This window comes from Rivularia sp. UHCC 0363, from assembly GCF_034931125.1.
Lineage (GTDB): Bacteria > Cyanobacteriota > Cyanobacteriia > Cyanobacteriales > Nostocaceae > Rivularia.
This window is the reverse complement of sequence record NZ_JAYGHM010000047.1, coordinates 1-13,785: the sequence shown is the minus strand read 5'-3', so window position 1 is coordinate 13,785 and position 13,785 is coordinate 1. Positions and strand designations below refer to the sequence as shown.

General features: G+C 41.9%; 13 protein-coding genes. 6 read left to right on the top strand and 7 right to left on the bottom strand.

What is annotated here, in order from left to right; all coding sequences use genetic code 11:
- Positions 1-374 precede the first annotated feature (374 nt).
- Complete coding sequence (locus tag VB797_RS23285; RefSeq protein ID WP_416350916.1) at positions 375-2,054, top strand: peptidoglycan D,D-transpeptidase FtsI family protein; 1,680 nt, start codon at positions 375-377, stop codon at positions 2,052-2,054.
- A gap of 2 nt (positions 2,055-2,056) precedes the next feature.
- Here the strand turns inward: VB797_RS23285 and VB797_RS23280 are convergent, their stop codons facing one another.
- From VB797_RS23280 to VB797_RS23270, 3 genes are all read right to left on the bottom strand, one after another.
- On the bottom strand, positions 2,057-2,395 hold the full coding sequence (locus VB797_RS23280; RefSeq protein ID WP_323240124.1) for a DUF5615 family PIN-like protein: 339 nt from the start codon (positions 2,393-2,395) through the stop codon (positions 2,057-2,059).
- A complete protein-coding gene (locus tag VB797_RS23275; protein ID WP_323240123.1) occupies positions 2,392-2,616 on the bottom strand; it encodes a DUF433 domain-containing protein in 225 nt (74 codons plus the stop codon). Before VB797_RS23275 ends, VB797_RS23280 begins: the two co-directional genes overlap by 4 nt.
- A gap of 61 nt (positions 2,617-2,677) precedes the next feature.
- Positions 2,678-3,235: a carboxymuconolactone decarboxylase family protein gene (locus VB797_RS23270; RefSeq protein ID WP_323240122.1), complete on the bottom strand. Its 558-nt coding sequence runs from the start codon at positions 3,233-3,235 to the stop codon at positions 2,678-2,680.
- 100 nt (positions 3,236-3,335) lie between these two features.
- On the opposite strand from VB797_RS23270, the gene VB797_RS23265 reads away from it, so the two are divergent.
- Entirely contained in the window at positions 3,336-3,905 is a 570-nt protein-coding gene (locus tag VB797_RS23265) for a TetR/AcrR family transcriptional regulator (RefSeq protein WP_323240121.1), read from the top strand.
- Between the two features lie 88 nt (positions 3,906-3,993).
- On the opposite strand, the gene VB797_RS23260 is transcribed toward VB797_RS23265, so the two are convergent.
- Both VB797_RS23260 and VB797_RS23255 read right to left on the bottom strand, forming a co-directional pair.
- Positions 3,994-4,803, bottom strand: coding sequence for an exonuclease domain-containing protein (locus VB797_RS23260; protein ID WP_323240120.1), 810 nt, complete (start codon positions 4,801-4,803; stop codon positions 3,994-3,996).
- Positions 4,804-4,982: 179 nt separating this feature from the next.
- Positions 4,983-5,768 carry an MBL fold metallo-hydrolase gene (locus VB797_RS23255; RefSeq protein ID WP_323240119.1) on the bottom strand — a complete coding sequence of 262 codons (786 nt, stop codon included), beginning with the start codon at positions 5,766-5,768 and terminating at the stop codon, positions 4,983-4,985.
- A 266-nt stretch (positions 5,769-6,034) separates the two neighbouring features.
- On the opposite strand from VB797_RS23255, the gene uvrA reads away from it, so the two are divergent.
- Positions 6,035-8,935 (top strand): excinuclease ABC subunit UvrA, encoded by a 2,901-nt coding sequence (gene uvrA / locus VB797_RS23250; RefSeq protein ID WP_323240118.1) that lies wholly within the window; start codon positions 6,035-6,037, stop codon positions 8,933-8,935.
- 334 nt (positions 8,936-9,269) lie between these two features.
- Positions 9,270-9,596 (top strand): hypothetical protein, encoded by a 327-nt coding sequence (locus tag VB797_RS23245; RefSeq protein WP_323240117.1) that lies wholly within the window; start codon positions 9,270-9,272, stop codon positions 9,594-9,596.
- Between the two features lie 74 nt (positions 9,597-9,670).
- Here the strand turns inward: VB797_RS23245 and katG are convergent, their stop codons facing one another.
- Complete coding sequence (gene katG, locus VB797_RS23240) at positions 9,671-11,956, bottom strand: catalase/peroxidase HPI (protein WP_323240116.1); 2,286 nt, start codon at positions 11,954-11,956, stop codon at positions 9,671-9,673.
- 770 nt (positions 11,957-12,726) lie between these two features.
- A complete protein-coding gene (locus tag VB797_RS23235; RefSeq protein ID WP_323240115.1) occupies positions 12,727-12,957 on the bottom strand; it encodes an SDR family oxidoreductase in 231 nt (76 codons plus the stop codon).
- Between the two features lie 95 nt (positions 12,958-13,052).
- Here VB797_RS23235 and VB797_RS23230 point away from each other — a divergent pair, with 95 nt between their 5' ends.
- Both VB797_RS23230 and VB797_RS23225 read left to right on the top strand, forming a co-directional pair.
- Complete coding sequence (locus tag VB797_RS23230; protein WP_323240114.1) at positions 13,053-13,259, top strand: type II toxin-antitoxin system HicB family antitoxin; 207 nt, start codon at positions 13,053-13,055, stop codon at positions 13,257-13,259.
- Entirely contained in the window at positions 13,259-13,483 is a 225-nt protein-coding gene (locus VB797_RS23225; RefSeq protein ID WP_323240113.1) for a type II toxin-antitoxin system HicA family toxin, read from the top strand. Before VB797_RS23230 ends, VB797_RS23225 begins: the two co-directional genes overlap by 1 nt.
- Positions 13,484-13,785 lie beyond the last annotated feature (302 nt).

The window sequence follows — 13,785 nt, the reverse complement described above, 5'->3', positions numbered from 1 at the left end:
GTAGGAACAGAGGGAAAAAAAAAGCGCATCGACAATCTTAGGACTTCTAAGTTAAAAAAATATTCGATCTTCTCTAAGTATTAGATAGTGCGAGCTTCTAGCTCCCTTGAGACATATAGTGAGCTAAACGAAGTCATACACCGTAGAACACAGTACGGTAAATTTAACCGAGCAATTGTTTTGACGGAGTGTTAGGGCAAATTTTCCCCAAAACATTAGGAAGAAAAAGCTTTATGCGGAATCCAGGTAAAACCAATAAAACTGTCAAGAAAGAACATACATCGCGTTTTAATCGCAGTCTTTTAAAAGATAAAGAGAAGAAATTTACAGTAGAATCTCCACAGGTTTCACCAAACCTGAAAATCCGATTATTTATGGTTTGGGGTGTACTAATTGCTGCTTGCTTGGGTTTGGGAATCAACTTATACCGTTTACAAATTGTTGACGGTGCCAAACTGACCAAAAAGGCGCGAAATCAGCAGATGTTTAGTATGCGTCCTTTTGTTCCTCGTCGTCAGATAGTAGACCGGAACAATAGAGTTTTAGCAATAGACCTTCCGGTTTATACTTTGTACGTACATCCGGAAATGTTTGGTAAAAAGAAATCAAAATTAGAGATTGCTCGCGAGCTTGGCACTATTTTAAATCAAGACCCTAAAGAACTAGAAGCAAAATTTGAGAAGCAAAAAACTGGTATTTTTATTTCGTCCAAGTTAGCAGAAGAAATTGCCGATCAAATTGCTGGATTGAAACAAAACGGTATAGATTTAACTAAAAAATTCTCTCGATACTATCCCTATCAAGATTTAGTATCTGATGTAGTAGGGTATGTAAACTCAGACCGTCGCGGGAAAGCGGGTATAGAATATTCTCAAGAAAAATTTCTCGAACGCTCCATGAAAACGGTGCGTCTGTCAAAAGATGGAAATGGTGCATTAATGCCAGACCGCGCACCAAATGGATTTCTGAATTTTGATAAATTGCAGATGCAATTAACCATTGATATTCGCTTGCAACGCTCTGCTAAAGCGGCTCTCAAGCAGCAAATAGAAAAATATAAAGCCAAACGCGGGGCGGTAATTGTCATGGATTCATGGGATGGTTCGATCCTAGCCTTGACAAGTCAGCCGAGTTACAACCCTAATGATAAATTTACTCAAGATGATATTTCTTTATTTAAAAATTGGGCAGTAGCCGATCTATACGAACCCGGTTCTACTTTCAAACCATTAAATGTGGCGATCGCTCTGGAAACTAGTAGCATCCAACCGGGTGATGTGTTCCGCGATACGGGTTCAATTAACGTTGCGGATCGGGTGATTAAAAATGCCGAGAAAAATGCCAACGGCAGTATCACTGTTGCTCAAATTCTGCAAACTTCCAGCAATATTGGGATGGTAAAAATCATCCAGCGAATGCAGCCAAGTATTTATTACGGCTGGTTGGAAAGAATCGGATTGGGACAAAAATCTGATACAGATTTACCATCTGAAACTAGCAGTCGTTTAAAACCGCAGGAAGAATTTACAAATTCGCCTATTGAACCAGCAACAGCTGCTTTTGGTCAAGGTTTTTCCCTAACGGCATTACAATTAGTCCAAATGCATGGAGCATTAGCTAACGGTGGAAAATTGGTTACTCCCCATGTGGTGAAAGGATTAGTAGATGATAAAGGACAAATACACGAGCAAAAAAATCTTCCAGCACCCCGGCAAATTTTCTCTCCTCAAATAACTAAAACAGTATTGGAAATGATGGAAAGTGTTGTTGAGAAAGGTTCTGGGACAGCCGCTCAAATTCCTGGATATCGCATCGCAGGTAAAACTGGTACAGCAGAAAAAGCTGGTGCAACTGGGGGTTATATTAGTGGTTCAAAAATTACTAGCTTTGTCAGTATTTTGCCGGTAGAATCGCCGCGTTATGTAGTTTTAACTTTAGTAGACGAACCGAAAGGAGAAAATACCTACGGTAGTACTGTAGCTGCACCTATTGCCAAAGAGGTGATGGAATCGCTGATTAGTATTGATAAAATTCCACCAACAGGTTCGAGGTGAGTTTAATTTCCGCTAATTTCGACTAACATTTCACCTGTTCGTAAAAGTTCTAATGCTTGAAGAAAAGTAGCGTCTAAAATTTCTCGTAACCGAGCATTTGAAGTATTACCGCAAGTTAACCAGATAATTTGCGGCGGTGAACCAAAGCGATTAACCAGTTCAACAAAATCACTATCTTTAGTCATGAAGATAACTTCTTGAGCCTTTGCTGCTTCAAAAATCTCAGTATCTTCTGCGTCTCTTAAACCGACATCGCGTAACGAAGCGGCTGTTATTCCAAAAGTACCAGTAATCCAAGTAGCAATCGCAGGTGAAAGTTGAGCGTCTACCCAAATCGTCATGCTACTAATATTGGATGATTGAGTTTACGAGATGCATATAAAAGTGCAGCTTTTATATCTTCTGATTCTAAATCGGGCATTTCTTCTAAAATATCGCTAGCATCTAATCCAGCGGCAAATAAATCTAAAACATCTGACACCCGAATTCTCATACCTCGAATACAAGGACGACCTCCACATTGTTTCGGATTGATAGTGATTCTTTTAAGCAAATCTGACATTTGATATAGCTCCACAACTAACTTTTTCTAGTATGATAATGCTCATCTAAATTAGAAAGCATTAATTTTCATTGGGTTTTAACCAAACATTAGGTCTAAATTGCTTGTCTATAGGAGTTTTGGCAATATGATTGGTATAATTGTGCATGACCTTGATAGCGATGCCTAAAATCACTTCTAATACCTGTTGTTTACTGTATCCAGCAGACATAAATTCTTCAATTTCACTATCTTCAACCCAGCCACGACCCCTTACCATTTTCTGGGTAAACTGACGTAGCGCTTGTAATTTTTCATCTGACATTGGTGTTCCATTTCTAAGCGCTTCAATATTTTCTGAAGACATTCCAATCATTTTGGCTAATCCCGAATGAGCCGCCATGCAGTAATTACACGAATTTTCATAATTTGCGGTTAAATAGATAACCTGCTGTTCCACAGGAGTAAAGCTTGTTGTTTCAAATAAATCCCACAATGTCATCGAGCCTTTTAACAATGCTGGAGCTTCAGCAAAAATACCTTCTAAATTGGGAATAAAGCTAAAAGTATCTTTTGCATGAGCTAATGCTTCTTTGGATTCGCTTGGTGCTGTATCTAATGTATGAATTGTAAATTCCATTACTTGAATTCCTTTAGTGACGAGTTAGGAGACAACCTTGTCTACCAGTTTTAATGGTAGTATATTCCAATGGAGACAAGTTTGTCTACTTAGTTTTGGAATGAATTTAAATAGTAATCCTCGTCAAAAAATTATAGAAACAGCCTCCGAACTCTTTTATCAAAAGGGCATTCAAAACGTAGGTATTAACGAAATTATTACTACTAGTGGCGTAGCAAAAAAGACTCTGTATCGGTATTTTACTTCTAAAGAAAAACTCATTGAAGAAGTAATGAAACATCGAGCTACAGAATGGTTGCGATGGTTTGAATTGGCGGTAAGAGATAGTGGAAATACACCTAAAGAAAGATTACTTGCAACCTTTGATGTGATGCGGGATTGGTATGCTAGTCCTAATTTTCGGGGTTGTCCTTTTATTAATGCTGTATTAGAAATAGCTGATGCTTCTCATCCGGCTCATGCGGTTTCGGTAGGAGTCAGAGAGTCAATTCGCACCTACGTTAAGCAGCTAGCCGAGCAAGCTGGAGTAAAGGATTCAGAATCATTTTCCCAACAATATTTACTTTTAATTGGAGGGGCTAGTTTAATGGCTACAATTGAAGGAGTTCCTGGAGGTGCGAATCATGCTCAGAAGGTTTTATCTACTTTAATTGATAGTTCTGTACAATAATCTGGCTCGGTTGTATTAGTATTAAAACAATTTAGGATAGTGCGTTACGACTTTCGTCTAACACACCCTACTTAGTTGCGCGAGAAGCTTACTTATCTGTTTGATGAATTGATCGCCAAATTTTCGTCACTGCTATTTTAGTAAAACTAGAAAATTCTTTTTCCATCATCCATTTATAATAATTCGGTTCTTTCTTAAATGCTTCCGCTACGAGTTCACCTTTATATTTACCAAAGTTGAATATTACTTGATTTTGGTCGTCGTAAATAAGTTTTTTGGTTGGGTCAAGGAAATCAAATGGCGTGAATTTCTGCAATTCATCAATATCATTTTTTATCGGATAAGATTTATTGCCGTCTTTATCCTCATATTCTGCGTTTTCGTAGCGTTCTAGTTGCGATTTCAGGACTTCGTATGTAGCGCGTATATCGTTTTCGGCATCGTGAGCGCCGATTAATTCTTCTCCACAATAGTATTTATAAGCCGCTCTTAAACTGCGAGGTTCCATTTTGTGAAAAATGGTTTGGACATCAATTATATTTCTACCTTCAAGTTTAAAATCGATATCAACACGTAAAAATTCTGCTATCAATAACGGAATATCAAATCTATTTGAGTTATATCCTGCAAGGTCACTATCGTTAATATAGTTTGCTAAACTATTGGAAATATCTGCAAAAGTAGGTTTATCTTTTACATCTTCGTCATACATACCGTGTATTTCCGATGTTACAGCCGGAATGGGAATAGTCGGATTAATTATCCAGGTTTTCATTTCTTCATTACCATCAGGAAATACTTTTAATACGGCAATTTGGATAATCCGATCTCTAACAATATCTATTCCTGTTGTTTCTAAATCAATAAATGCGATGGGACGTATTAAATTTAACTTCATATGACAATAAATAGATATGTTTGTATAAATGATAATTGGAAATGAAAAACGGGGAAATGTTCTAAGAATACAACTAGAGCTACTGTTATAACAACATAAAAATAGACCAAATTAACTATTTGGTCGCTAATTGAAGAAAATATTAGTACTGACATACCGTTATATCGGAATTCTAACTTTTAATGAGAAACCGAAACTGCTCGTTTTTGCAAATTTAATTGAGTGCGATCGCCACTTTTTGGTTCGAGTACTTGAGCCGCAATATTATGTTGCTGTAACAGGGAACGAAAATCTTCAACGGTTCCCTCTGGCTTAATCAAATTCATCAACAACCCTTCAAACGTGACATCACCACCTGCGGCTGTTGGTAACATTATCTGAGGTTGCAACCATTTAGCAACTTCCAAGGCTTTTTCTTTACCTTTAATAATTGGTCTGATCAAAGGTAAACCTAAATCTATCAATGGGGTGATGACAACATCTACGGGAGCGATTTTTTTTAATGACTCAGAATGATAACCGTGGGGTTCGTAGTACAGAGTAAAGCCGCTTTCCAGTTCTTTAAGAAGATATCCGTTTTCTACCGAATTCGGACCGATAGGAGAACCAGGAGTAGCTGTAATTTCCACGCTACCATTAAGAGTAAATTTTTCACCATGAGCTAGGGAATTTACCTGCTGGTAGTTTAATTGATTTACGACTTTCGCAGCATTTGCTGAAGCGACAACCGGAATATTGCGATCGAGTTGCTTTAAAGTTGGTGGATGAGCGTGGTCTTCCAAGCCTTGAGATAGCAAAATCAGGTCAATTTTTTCCGGTATAGGACGTTCTTGAGGACGAGAACCTTTGAACAGCCAATCTAAATTAGCGAAAGTCAACGAACCAACCAGCCAGGGGTCGATTAGTATGTTGCGATCGCCAATTTCCACCAGCCAACTATTGCTATCTAAATAAGTTAAGTACATCGCTTTTGTGTGAGTGAGCCTTTACTCATTATGAAGTATATCTTTGGGGCATGGGGCATGGGGCATGGGGCATGGGGCATGGGGAGACAAGGGGAAAATTTGTGTAGTGCTTGCATCTTGCTCCCTTATTGTTTACCAATCCCCCATGCCCAATTCCCAATTACCAATTCCCAATCCCCATAATTTAAGTACGATTGTTCTACCATAACAACAGTAAGGATAGTATTATTAATGATTGTCCCTTGCCGCCATTCCACATTGCTGATATGCCAGAAAATAAGTTAGCTGCATCCTTAAACGGACAACTTCCTAACTCGAATCAAAATACAATCCGCATTCGCGGTGCTAGGCAGCATAATTTAAAAAATGTTGATCTAGAAATACCTTCGCGCAAATTGATTGTTTTTACGGGGGTTTCTGGTTCTGGTAAGTCTTCTTTGGCTTTTGATACCATTTTTGCTGAAGGACAACGCCGTTATGTTGAGTCCTTAAGTTCCTATGCGCGGCAATTTTTGGGACAAATGGATAAGCCGGATGTGGAAACGATTGAAGGTTTGAGTCCGGCGATTTCTATCGATCAAAAGTCAACTTCTCATAACCCGCGTTCCACTGTGGGAACGGTAACGGAAATTTACGATTATCTGCGTCTACTGTTTGGTCGGGCTGGTGAACCCCATTGTCCGGTTTGCGATCGCTCTATTGCTCCCCAAACCATAGATGAAATGGTTGATAAAATCATGGAGTTACCGGAACGCACCAAGTTCCAAATCCTCGCTCCTGTGGTTCGCGGTAAAAAAGGTACCCACGTTAAATTATTATCTAGTCTTGCTTCTCAAGGATTTGTCCGAGTTCGCATTGATGGTGAGGTGCGAGAACTTTCGGATTCCATAGAATTAGATAAAAAATATACTCATACGATAGAAGTCGTTATTGATCGCTTAATTAAAAAAGCCGGTATAGAAGAGCGTTTGGTTGATTCTCTGTCTACGTGTTTAAAGCAATCTAACGGTATTGCAGTAATTATATACACTCCAATCAATGCAGAAACAGAATCTTCTACTGATTCAGAAGAAAATATTGACCAAGAATTAGTATTTTCAGAAAACTTTGCTTGTCCCGAACATGGTGCGGTAATGGAAGAATTATCACCGCGCTTATTTTCCTTTAATTCACCTTATGGTGCTTGTCCCAATTGTCATGGAATTGGCACATTAAAAAGATTTTCTGCGGACTTAGTTGTACCCGATCCCCAAGTACCAATTTATGCTGCGATCGCGCCTTGGTCTGACAAAGATAATTCCTATTATTTGGAGCTACTTTACTCTCTGGGACAGGATTACGGCTTCGAGCTACAGACGCAGTGGCAAAATTTGACTCCGGAACAGCAGGAAATAGTTTTACATGGAGAGACAAAAACGCCGGAATCGGAACGAACTAAGAGATTTAAAGGCGTGTTACCGATTTTACAGCGGCAGTTTGAGGGTGGTTCGGAGTTAATTAAACATAAGTTAGAGCAATATATCATCGATCAACCTTGTCCGGTGTGCGATGGCAAAAAGTTGAAACCGGAAGCTTTAGCCGTGAAATTGGGACAGTACGGAATTTTAGACTTAACGGGAGTTTCAATTAGTGAAGCTCAAGAAAGAATTAATAATTTGCAGTTAAGTAAGCGTCAATTTCAGATTGCAGACTTGGTATTACGGGAAATTAAAGCGCGGTTGCAGTTTCTTTTGGATGTTGGTTTAAATTACTTAACCTTAAATCGGACTGCGATGACGCTTTCGGGGGGAGAAGCCCAGCGAATTCGGTTAGCAACGCAAATCGGTTCGGGGTTAACGGGGGTTTTATATGTACTAGATGAGCCGAGTATCGGTTTGCACCAGCGCGACAACGGCAGATTGCTGCAAACTTTATTTAGACTGCGGGATTTGGGAAACACTTTGATTGTGGTAGAACACGATGAAGAAACAATTCGTGCTGCTGACCACGTTGTTGATATCGGTCCGGGTGCGGGTATTCACGGAGGGCATATTGTAGCCCAAGGTGATTTACAGGCATTGTTAGATGCTGAGAATTCCTTGACTGGTGCTTACCTATCGGGAAGAAGAGTAATTGAGACTCCCGCACAAAGAAGAGAAGGAAATGGCATAAATTTAGTCATACAAAACGCTCGTTTGAATAACTTGCGTAATATAAATGTAGAAATTCCTTTGGGTAGACTGGTGACGGTAACGGGGGTTTCGGGTTCTGGGAAATCAACTTTGGTTAATGAATTACTTTATCCCGGACTGCAACACTACCTGAGTAAAAAAGTACCGATGCCGAAAGAAATGGACGAAATGAAGGGACTCAAAGCAGTTGATAAAGCAATTGTAATTGACCAGTCGCCCATCGGTAGAACTCCTCGTTCCAATCCAGCAACTTATACTGGTGTATTCGATGCGATTCGCACGGTATTTTCGGAAACCATCGAAGCCAAAGCGCGGGGTTACAAACCGGGACAGTTTTCGTTCAACGTTAAAGGTGGACGTTGTGAAGCTTGCGCTGGACAAGGTGTCAACGTGATCGAAATGAACTTTTTACCCGACGTTTACGTTCAGTGTGAAGTCTGCAAAGGTGCCAGATATAACCGCGAAACCTTGCAGGTTAAATATAAAGATAAATCGATTTCCGATGTCCTGAATATGACAACGGAGGAAGCTTTGGAATTTTTCACCAACATTCCCAAAGCTGTGAACAAGCTGCAAACTTTAGTAGATGTCGGTTTAGGATATGTACAATTGGGACAACCAGCTACAACCTTATCGGGTGGTGAAGCGCAGCGGGTTAAATTAGCTACAGAATTATCGCGTCGTGCTACCGGGAAGACACTTTATTTAATCGATGAACCGACAACAGGATTATCTTTCTACGACGTACACAAATTATTAGATGTACTGCAAAGATTGGTAGATAAAGGTAATTCAATATTAGTTATCGAACACAACTTAGACGTAATTCGTTGCGCGGATTGGGTAATAGATTTAGGTCCCGAAGGAGGGGATAAAGGAGGAGAAGTTATTGCTGTAGGGACTCCGGAAGATGTTGCGAATAATGAAAAGTCCTATACTGGGAAATATTTGAAGCAGGTATTAAAACAGTATCCGGTAACTAGTAAAGCGGGGTAAGAACACATTTGTAATTATATGTCGGCTTAAACTAATTAATGTTTATGGTTGTATTACAGTAGGGTAAGTAGGTAGACACGAATAAACCGGCACTATGTCACAGAATGTAAAAAGAACGAAACCCTTGCGATTGCTTCGTCGTGCTTTCTCGCTATGACATAAGTATAATTATGTTTATTTACATCCATCTACTTTGCTTAAGAATATTTAAGCCCCTTGGAAAAGAAAAGTTGGGGGAATGGTGCGGGTTTTGGCAATAGGTATTTCCGGAATAAATCGTCATCTGCGTGAATTCCACAATATTAGCTAATATAAAAAACTAGCGATATCCGATATGGCGAAAAACTGCTTGCGAATCACCCATCAAGGCGAAAATATCCAACTTTCCTGGCAACGCGGGCAAGCATCACCTCGACTTGCCGATGTGGTAAGGCTTGAGCATCCATTTAATAAAGAAGCTTTAACAGATTTACGCTGGTATTTAGAAGAATATTTACGCTTTCCTTATGGTATCTTCCCAGATAATGCTGCAAAAATAGAACAAAAATTACAGACTTGGGGAGAACAGTTATTTGAACTAGTGTTTCGCAGTAGCGAGAAAGCGCGGGAGTTTTTTCAAGCTGCGACTTGGCGATCGCCTCTGATGATTTCGCAATTTTAAATTTACCTTATTGTGTTGCTTTGTTGACTGAACAAGCCCGATCATACGGACTCATCCAGTACAATAATTGCAGGTTAAGCGCTAACGTCAAAGCGATCGAGCATCATCACCTTGTTCCAAGCTACGACGAAATCCTTAACCATGCGCTCGTGACCGTCATCAGCACCGTAGACTTCAGCCACCTGACGCAGTTCTGCATTCGAGCCGAAGACCAAATCGCAGCGTGTCGCGGTAAACTTCGTTTCGCCTGTTTTGCGATCGCAGATATTAAAGAGCATCTCGCGATTGTCGATTGGCTTCCACTCGTAGTCCATACTAGTCAAGACACGGAAAAAGTCATTGGTCAAAACGCCAGGTCGGTCGGTGAAGATACCATGCTTTGAACGATCCCAGTTTTGATCGAGGGCACGAAGTCCACCGACAAGAACCGTCCACTCGGGCGCGGTCAGTGTAAGAAGCTGTGCGCGATCGAGGAAGATGCGCTCCGCCTTCACCTTATAGCCCACAGCCTCGTTATGATAATTTCTGAAACCGTCCGAGACTGGCTTGAGCCATTCAAAGCTTTCAACATCTGTTAGTTCTTGAGTAGTATCCATTCGGCCTGGAGTGAATGGAACACTGATATCGACCCCAGCGTAGGAAGCAGCCTTCTCGACAGCAGCGCAGCCACCGAGGACAATAAGATCCGCGATTGAGATTTTTTTGTTACCCAACTGAGTGTCGTTGAATTCTGACTGAATTTGCTCCAGGGTCGATAAGATGTTGCTAAGCTCCTGCGGGCGGTTCACCTCCCAGTCTTTTTGGGGATCTAGGCGAATACGAGCGCCATTCGCACCACCGCGCTTGTCGGAGTCGCGATAGTTTGACGCAGATGCCCAAGCTGCCGACACCAGCGCCGAGACCGAGAGTCCACTCGCCAAAATTTTGTCCTTGAGAGAACTAATATCGGCATCATCGACGACATCGTGGTCGAGTGCTGGAATCGGATCTTGCCAAGGCAGATCTTCCTCCGCAACTTCTGAACCAAGATAGCGTACTTTTGGCCCCATGTCTCGGTGGGTCAGCTTGTACCAAGCGCGTGCAAATGCATCACTAAAATAATCGAAATCATCGAGAAAGCGCTGACAGACTTCACGATAGGCGGAATCTTCCTTCAACGCAATGTCTGAAGTCATCATCATTAACGAATGCTCGACACCAGACTTGTGCGCGTCTGGCGTTGTCGGCGCATCTGGATCGCTTGGCTTCCACTGAATGGCACCAGCTGGGCTTTTGGTTTGTTCCCACTCGTATTTAAAGAGATTTTCTAGGTAGCTGTTGTCCCATTGGGTCGGGTTTGGTGTCCATGAGCCTTCAATCCCGTTCGTCATTGTATATTCTGCGAAGCCTGTGCCTTCAGGATTTTGCCACCCCATGCCCATTGCCTGAATCGGCGCACCTTCGGGTGCGGGTCCGATCTTGTCTGGCGCAACCATGCCGTGGCTTTTACCAAAAGCATGACCACCTGCAATCAACGCTACAGTTTCCTCATCGTTCATCGCCATGCGTGCAAAAGTCTCGCGGATGTCGCGGGCGGATGCGATCGGGTCTCCGCTTCCATTAGGACCTTCTGGATTGACGTATATTAGCGCCTGGTGCGAAGCTGCCAACGGGTTTTCGAGGTCATAGTATTCGTCTTTCGGTTCGCCGACCCAGCGAATTGTTCGAGTGACCATCTCCGAAGGATGTCCCTCGTGCTGCTTGCCATTTTCTCCGAAAGCTTGACCGTTCCAGAACTCAGGGCCCCAGTAGGTGGCGCGATCTGCCTCCCAAGCATCAATGCGACCACCGCCGTAGCCAAAGGTCTTCAGACCCATAATTTCGAGCGAGCAGTTGCCGACCAGGATCATTAGATCGGCCCAGCTCAGTGCCGCGCCGTATTTCTGCTTGATTGGCCAGAGCAGCCGTCGTGATTTATCTGTGTTGCCGTTATCCCACCACGAGTTAATTGGGGCGAAGCGCTGCATGCCCTGACTCGCTCCGCCACGACCGTCTGCGATGCGGTAAGTTCCCGCAGAGTGCCATGCCATGCGGATCATCTGAGGTCCGTAGTTGCCGTAGTCGGCTGGCCACCAGTCTTTTGAATCTGTCAGTAGAGTTTTGATGTCCTTCTTCAACTGCCCGAAGTCGATCTTCTGAAACGCTTCCTTATAGTCAAAATCTCTTAGCGGGTTAGCCTGGGGTGAATTTTGGTGAAGCAGCTCGACCTGAAGTCGATTCTGCCACCAATCATCAGTTTGCGGCCTAGAGCCGAGCGCTCCTCCAATGCGGGTTCCACGAAAGGGACATTGTGCAGGAGCGCTTTGAGGGTTGTTGTCCATTTAGTTCAGTCCTTTTTATCGTTGCTGTGATGGTCTAGTTCGAGATTGCACGCCACGAGATCGCGTATGCTTTTGTGTCACAGCATTTCTTACATTATATGAGGGGAAAGTAACGAGCGTGTCACTAGCCGCCACGCTCGTTACTTTCCCCCCACAAACTTGGCAAAGACAATACGCTCATGAAATAATCATTTACTAAAAATCTATTTACAGAGTATTTACATGCAAAAAAATTAGTAGGCTAACTATTTGCCCGCTAATTTATATTCAAACCAAAACCGAGCAAAAGCGATGTATAATACTACAACTGCCCTAAAGCCTTAATACATAAACACTTCAACCGATATTAAGGTAAAACCGCGCACGGACTCTGCTCGGTATCGGTTTCTGAAAGTACTGCGGTTAAAGGATATGTGACAATCTGTTACAGTTAAATTTCTTACTTTTACCTTACTTTATCACGCGCTACATTATTACATCAAGAAAGTGTCATAAGTATAGTTGCAATTTTAATAAATCTGTGTATACGAGAATGATGTTCTTCTATCAATAAAATTTGATTGGTATGAGATGACCACAACCAGCCTTCCGAACAAAAATATTTATCGCCCTACTCGCTCAGAAACCGAAAAGGAATTTTAGCTAAAACATCATCACAACGCATAGCTTCCGTATTCGATGAAGGGCTATCGCTGAGAACAAGTTGAGGAAAATTTAAAAGCTAACTGTTGTATACCTCAGTTTTTATTTCGGCTACAAAGTATTTAAAATTACAAAAAAGCTGCTCCAATACTGCTACCACCATCTACAAATAATGTTTGTCCGGTGATAAATGCTGCGTCGTCGCCAGCAAAAAAGCTAATTGCTGCTGCAATTTCTTCTGGTTTTCCGAATCTCCCCATCGGAACTCCTTGTAAATAACGTTGCTCACCTTCACTTCCGGGAGGATTATTAGCACGAAAAAGTTCGGTTTCCGTAGGTCCTGGTGCGATCGCATTCACAGTGACCCCAACATTTATTTATCACACATTTCTAAGCGTTTAATGACAACAGGTTAAAATGGTAAAGGCGAGACTTTTTGTTGAGGAAACATGCTATGAGGTTTAGCGTAACACTTGATCGTGATGAGGATGGAATTTGGGTTGTGGAGTGCCCTAGTATTCCAGGATGCGTGAGTCAAGGTCAAACGAAACAAGAAGCACTTGAAAATATCAAAGATGCTATCTCAGCTTGTCTACAGGTTCGTGCAGAGCGTGGAATGCCACTAACAGTGGAGACTTATCAGGTTGAGGTCGTAGCCTAATGGGTTCTGCTTTGCCTGTAATGAGTGGTCGCGAAGTCATGCGTGTCTTTGAAGCGTTGGGTTGGGAAGCTGTGCGGCAGACAGGCAGCCACATCATCATGACGAAAGACGAGGAACTTGTAACGCTTTCGGTTCCTGATCACCGTGAAGTAGCGAAGGGAACTTTGCGAAGTTTAATTCGCACTGCTGGATTAACCGTAGAGCAATTTGTTGCTGCTAAGTAGCACGTAAATCGCAGGCTAACAACACAGTGGAGCGGACGGGATAAAGTCTTCATGCTTCGTTTCAGTCATATCTGCCGCCGATGAACTTGGTCGTTACCAGGAAAAATATATTTGATCGCTTGTTTGTTAATTGCTTGGAAAGAGATTAAGGGATAACCCCGATACTTCCACTGAAAATTCCGTTTAACCAAGCAGATAGGGATGACTTTAGGATAGAATAACTACCAAAGCTGGTAGTTCGCTACATTTGTTATGGCATTAAAATCCGGTATTGTTCACAGTGACCCCGACATACTAGGGGG

Bases quoted from the DNA above. Each gene is read 5' to 3' on its own strand.
- VB797_RS23285 (WP_416350916.1), top strand. From the start codon at position 375: ATGGTTTGGGGTGTACTAATTGCTGCTTGCTTGGGTTTGGGAATCAAC.
- VB797_RS23280 (WP_323240124.1), bottom strand. From the start codon at position 2,395: ATGACGATTTGGGTAGACGCTCAACTTTCACCTGCGATTGCTACTTGG.
- VB797_RS23275 (WP_323240123.1), bottom strand. From the start codon at position 2,616: ATGTCAGATTTGCTTAAAAGAATCACTATCAATCCGAAACAATGTGGA.
- VB797_RS23270 (WP_323240122.1), bottom strand. From the start codon at position 3,235: ATGGAATTTACAATTCATACATTAGATACAGCACCAAGCGAATCCAAA.
- VB797_RS23265 (WP_323240121.1), top strand. From the start codon at position 3,336: ATGAATTTAAATAGTAATCCTCGTCAAAAAATTATAGAAACAGCCTCC.
- VB797_RS23260 (WP_323240120.1), bottom strand. From the start codon at position 4,803: ATGAAGTTAAATTTAATACGTCCCATCGCATTTATTGATTTAGAAACA.
- VB797_RS23255 (WP_323240119.1), bottom strand. From the start codon at position 5,768: ATGTACTTAACTTATTTAGATAGCAATAGTTGGCTGGTGGAAATTGGC.
- uvrA (WP_323240118.1), top strand. From the start codon at position 6,035: ATGCCAGAAAATAAGTTAGCTGCATCCTTAAACGGACAACTTCCTAAC.
- VB797_RS23245 (WP_323240117.1), top strand. From the start codon at position 9,270: ATGGCGAAAAACTGCTTGCGAATCACCCATCAAGGCGAAAATATCCAA.
- katG (WP_323240116.1), bottom strand. From the start codon at position 11,956: ATGGACAACAACCCTCAAAGCGCTCCTGCACAATGTCCCTTTCGTGGA.
- VB797_RS23230 (WP_323240114.1), top strand. From the start codon at position 13,053: ATGAGGTTTAGCGTAACACTTGATCGTGATGAGGATGGAATTTGGGTT.
- VB797_RS23225 (WP_323240113.1), top strand. From the start codon at position 13,259: ATGGGTTCTGCTTTGCCTGTAATGAGTGGTCGCGAAGTCATGCGTGTC.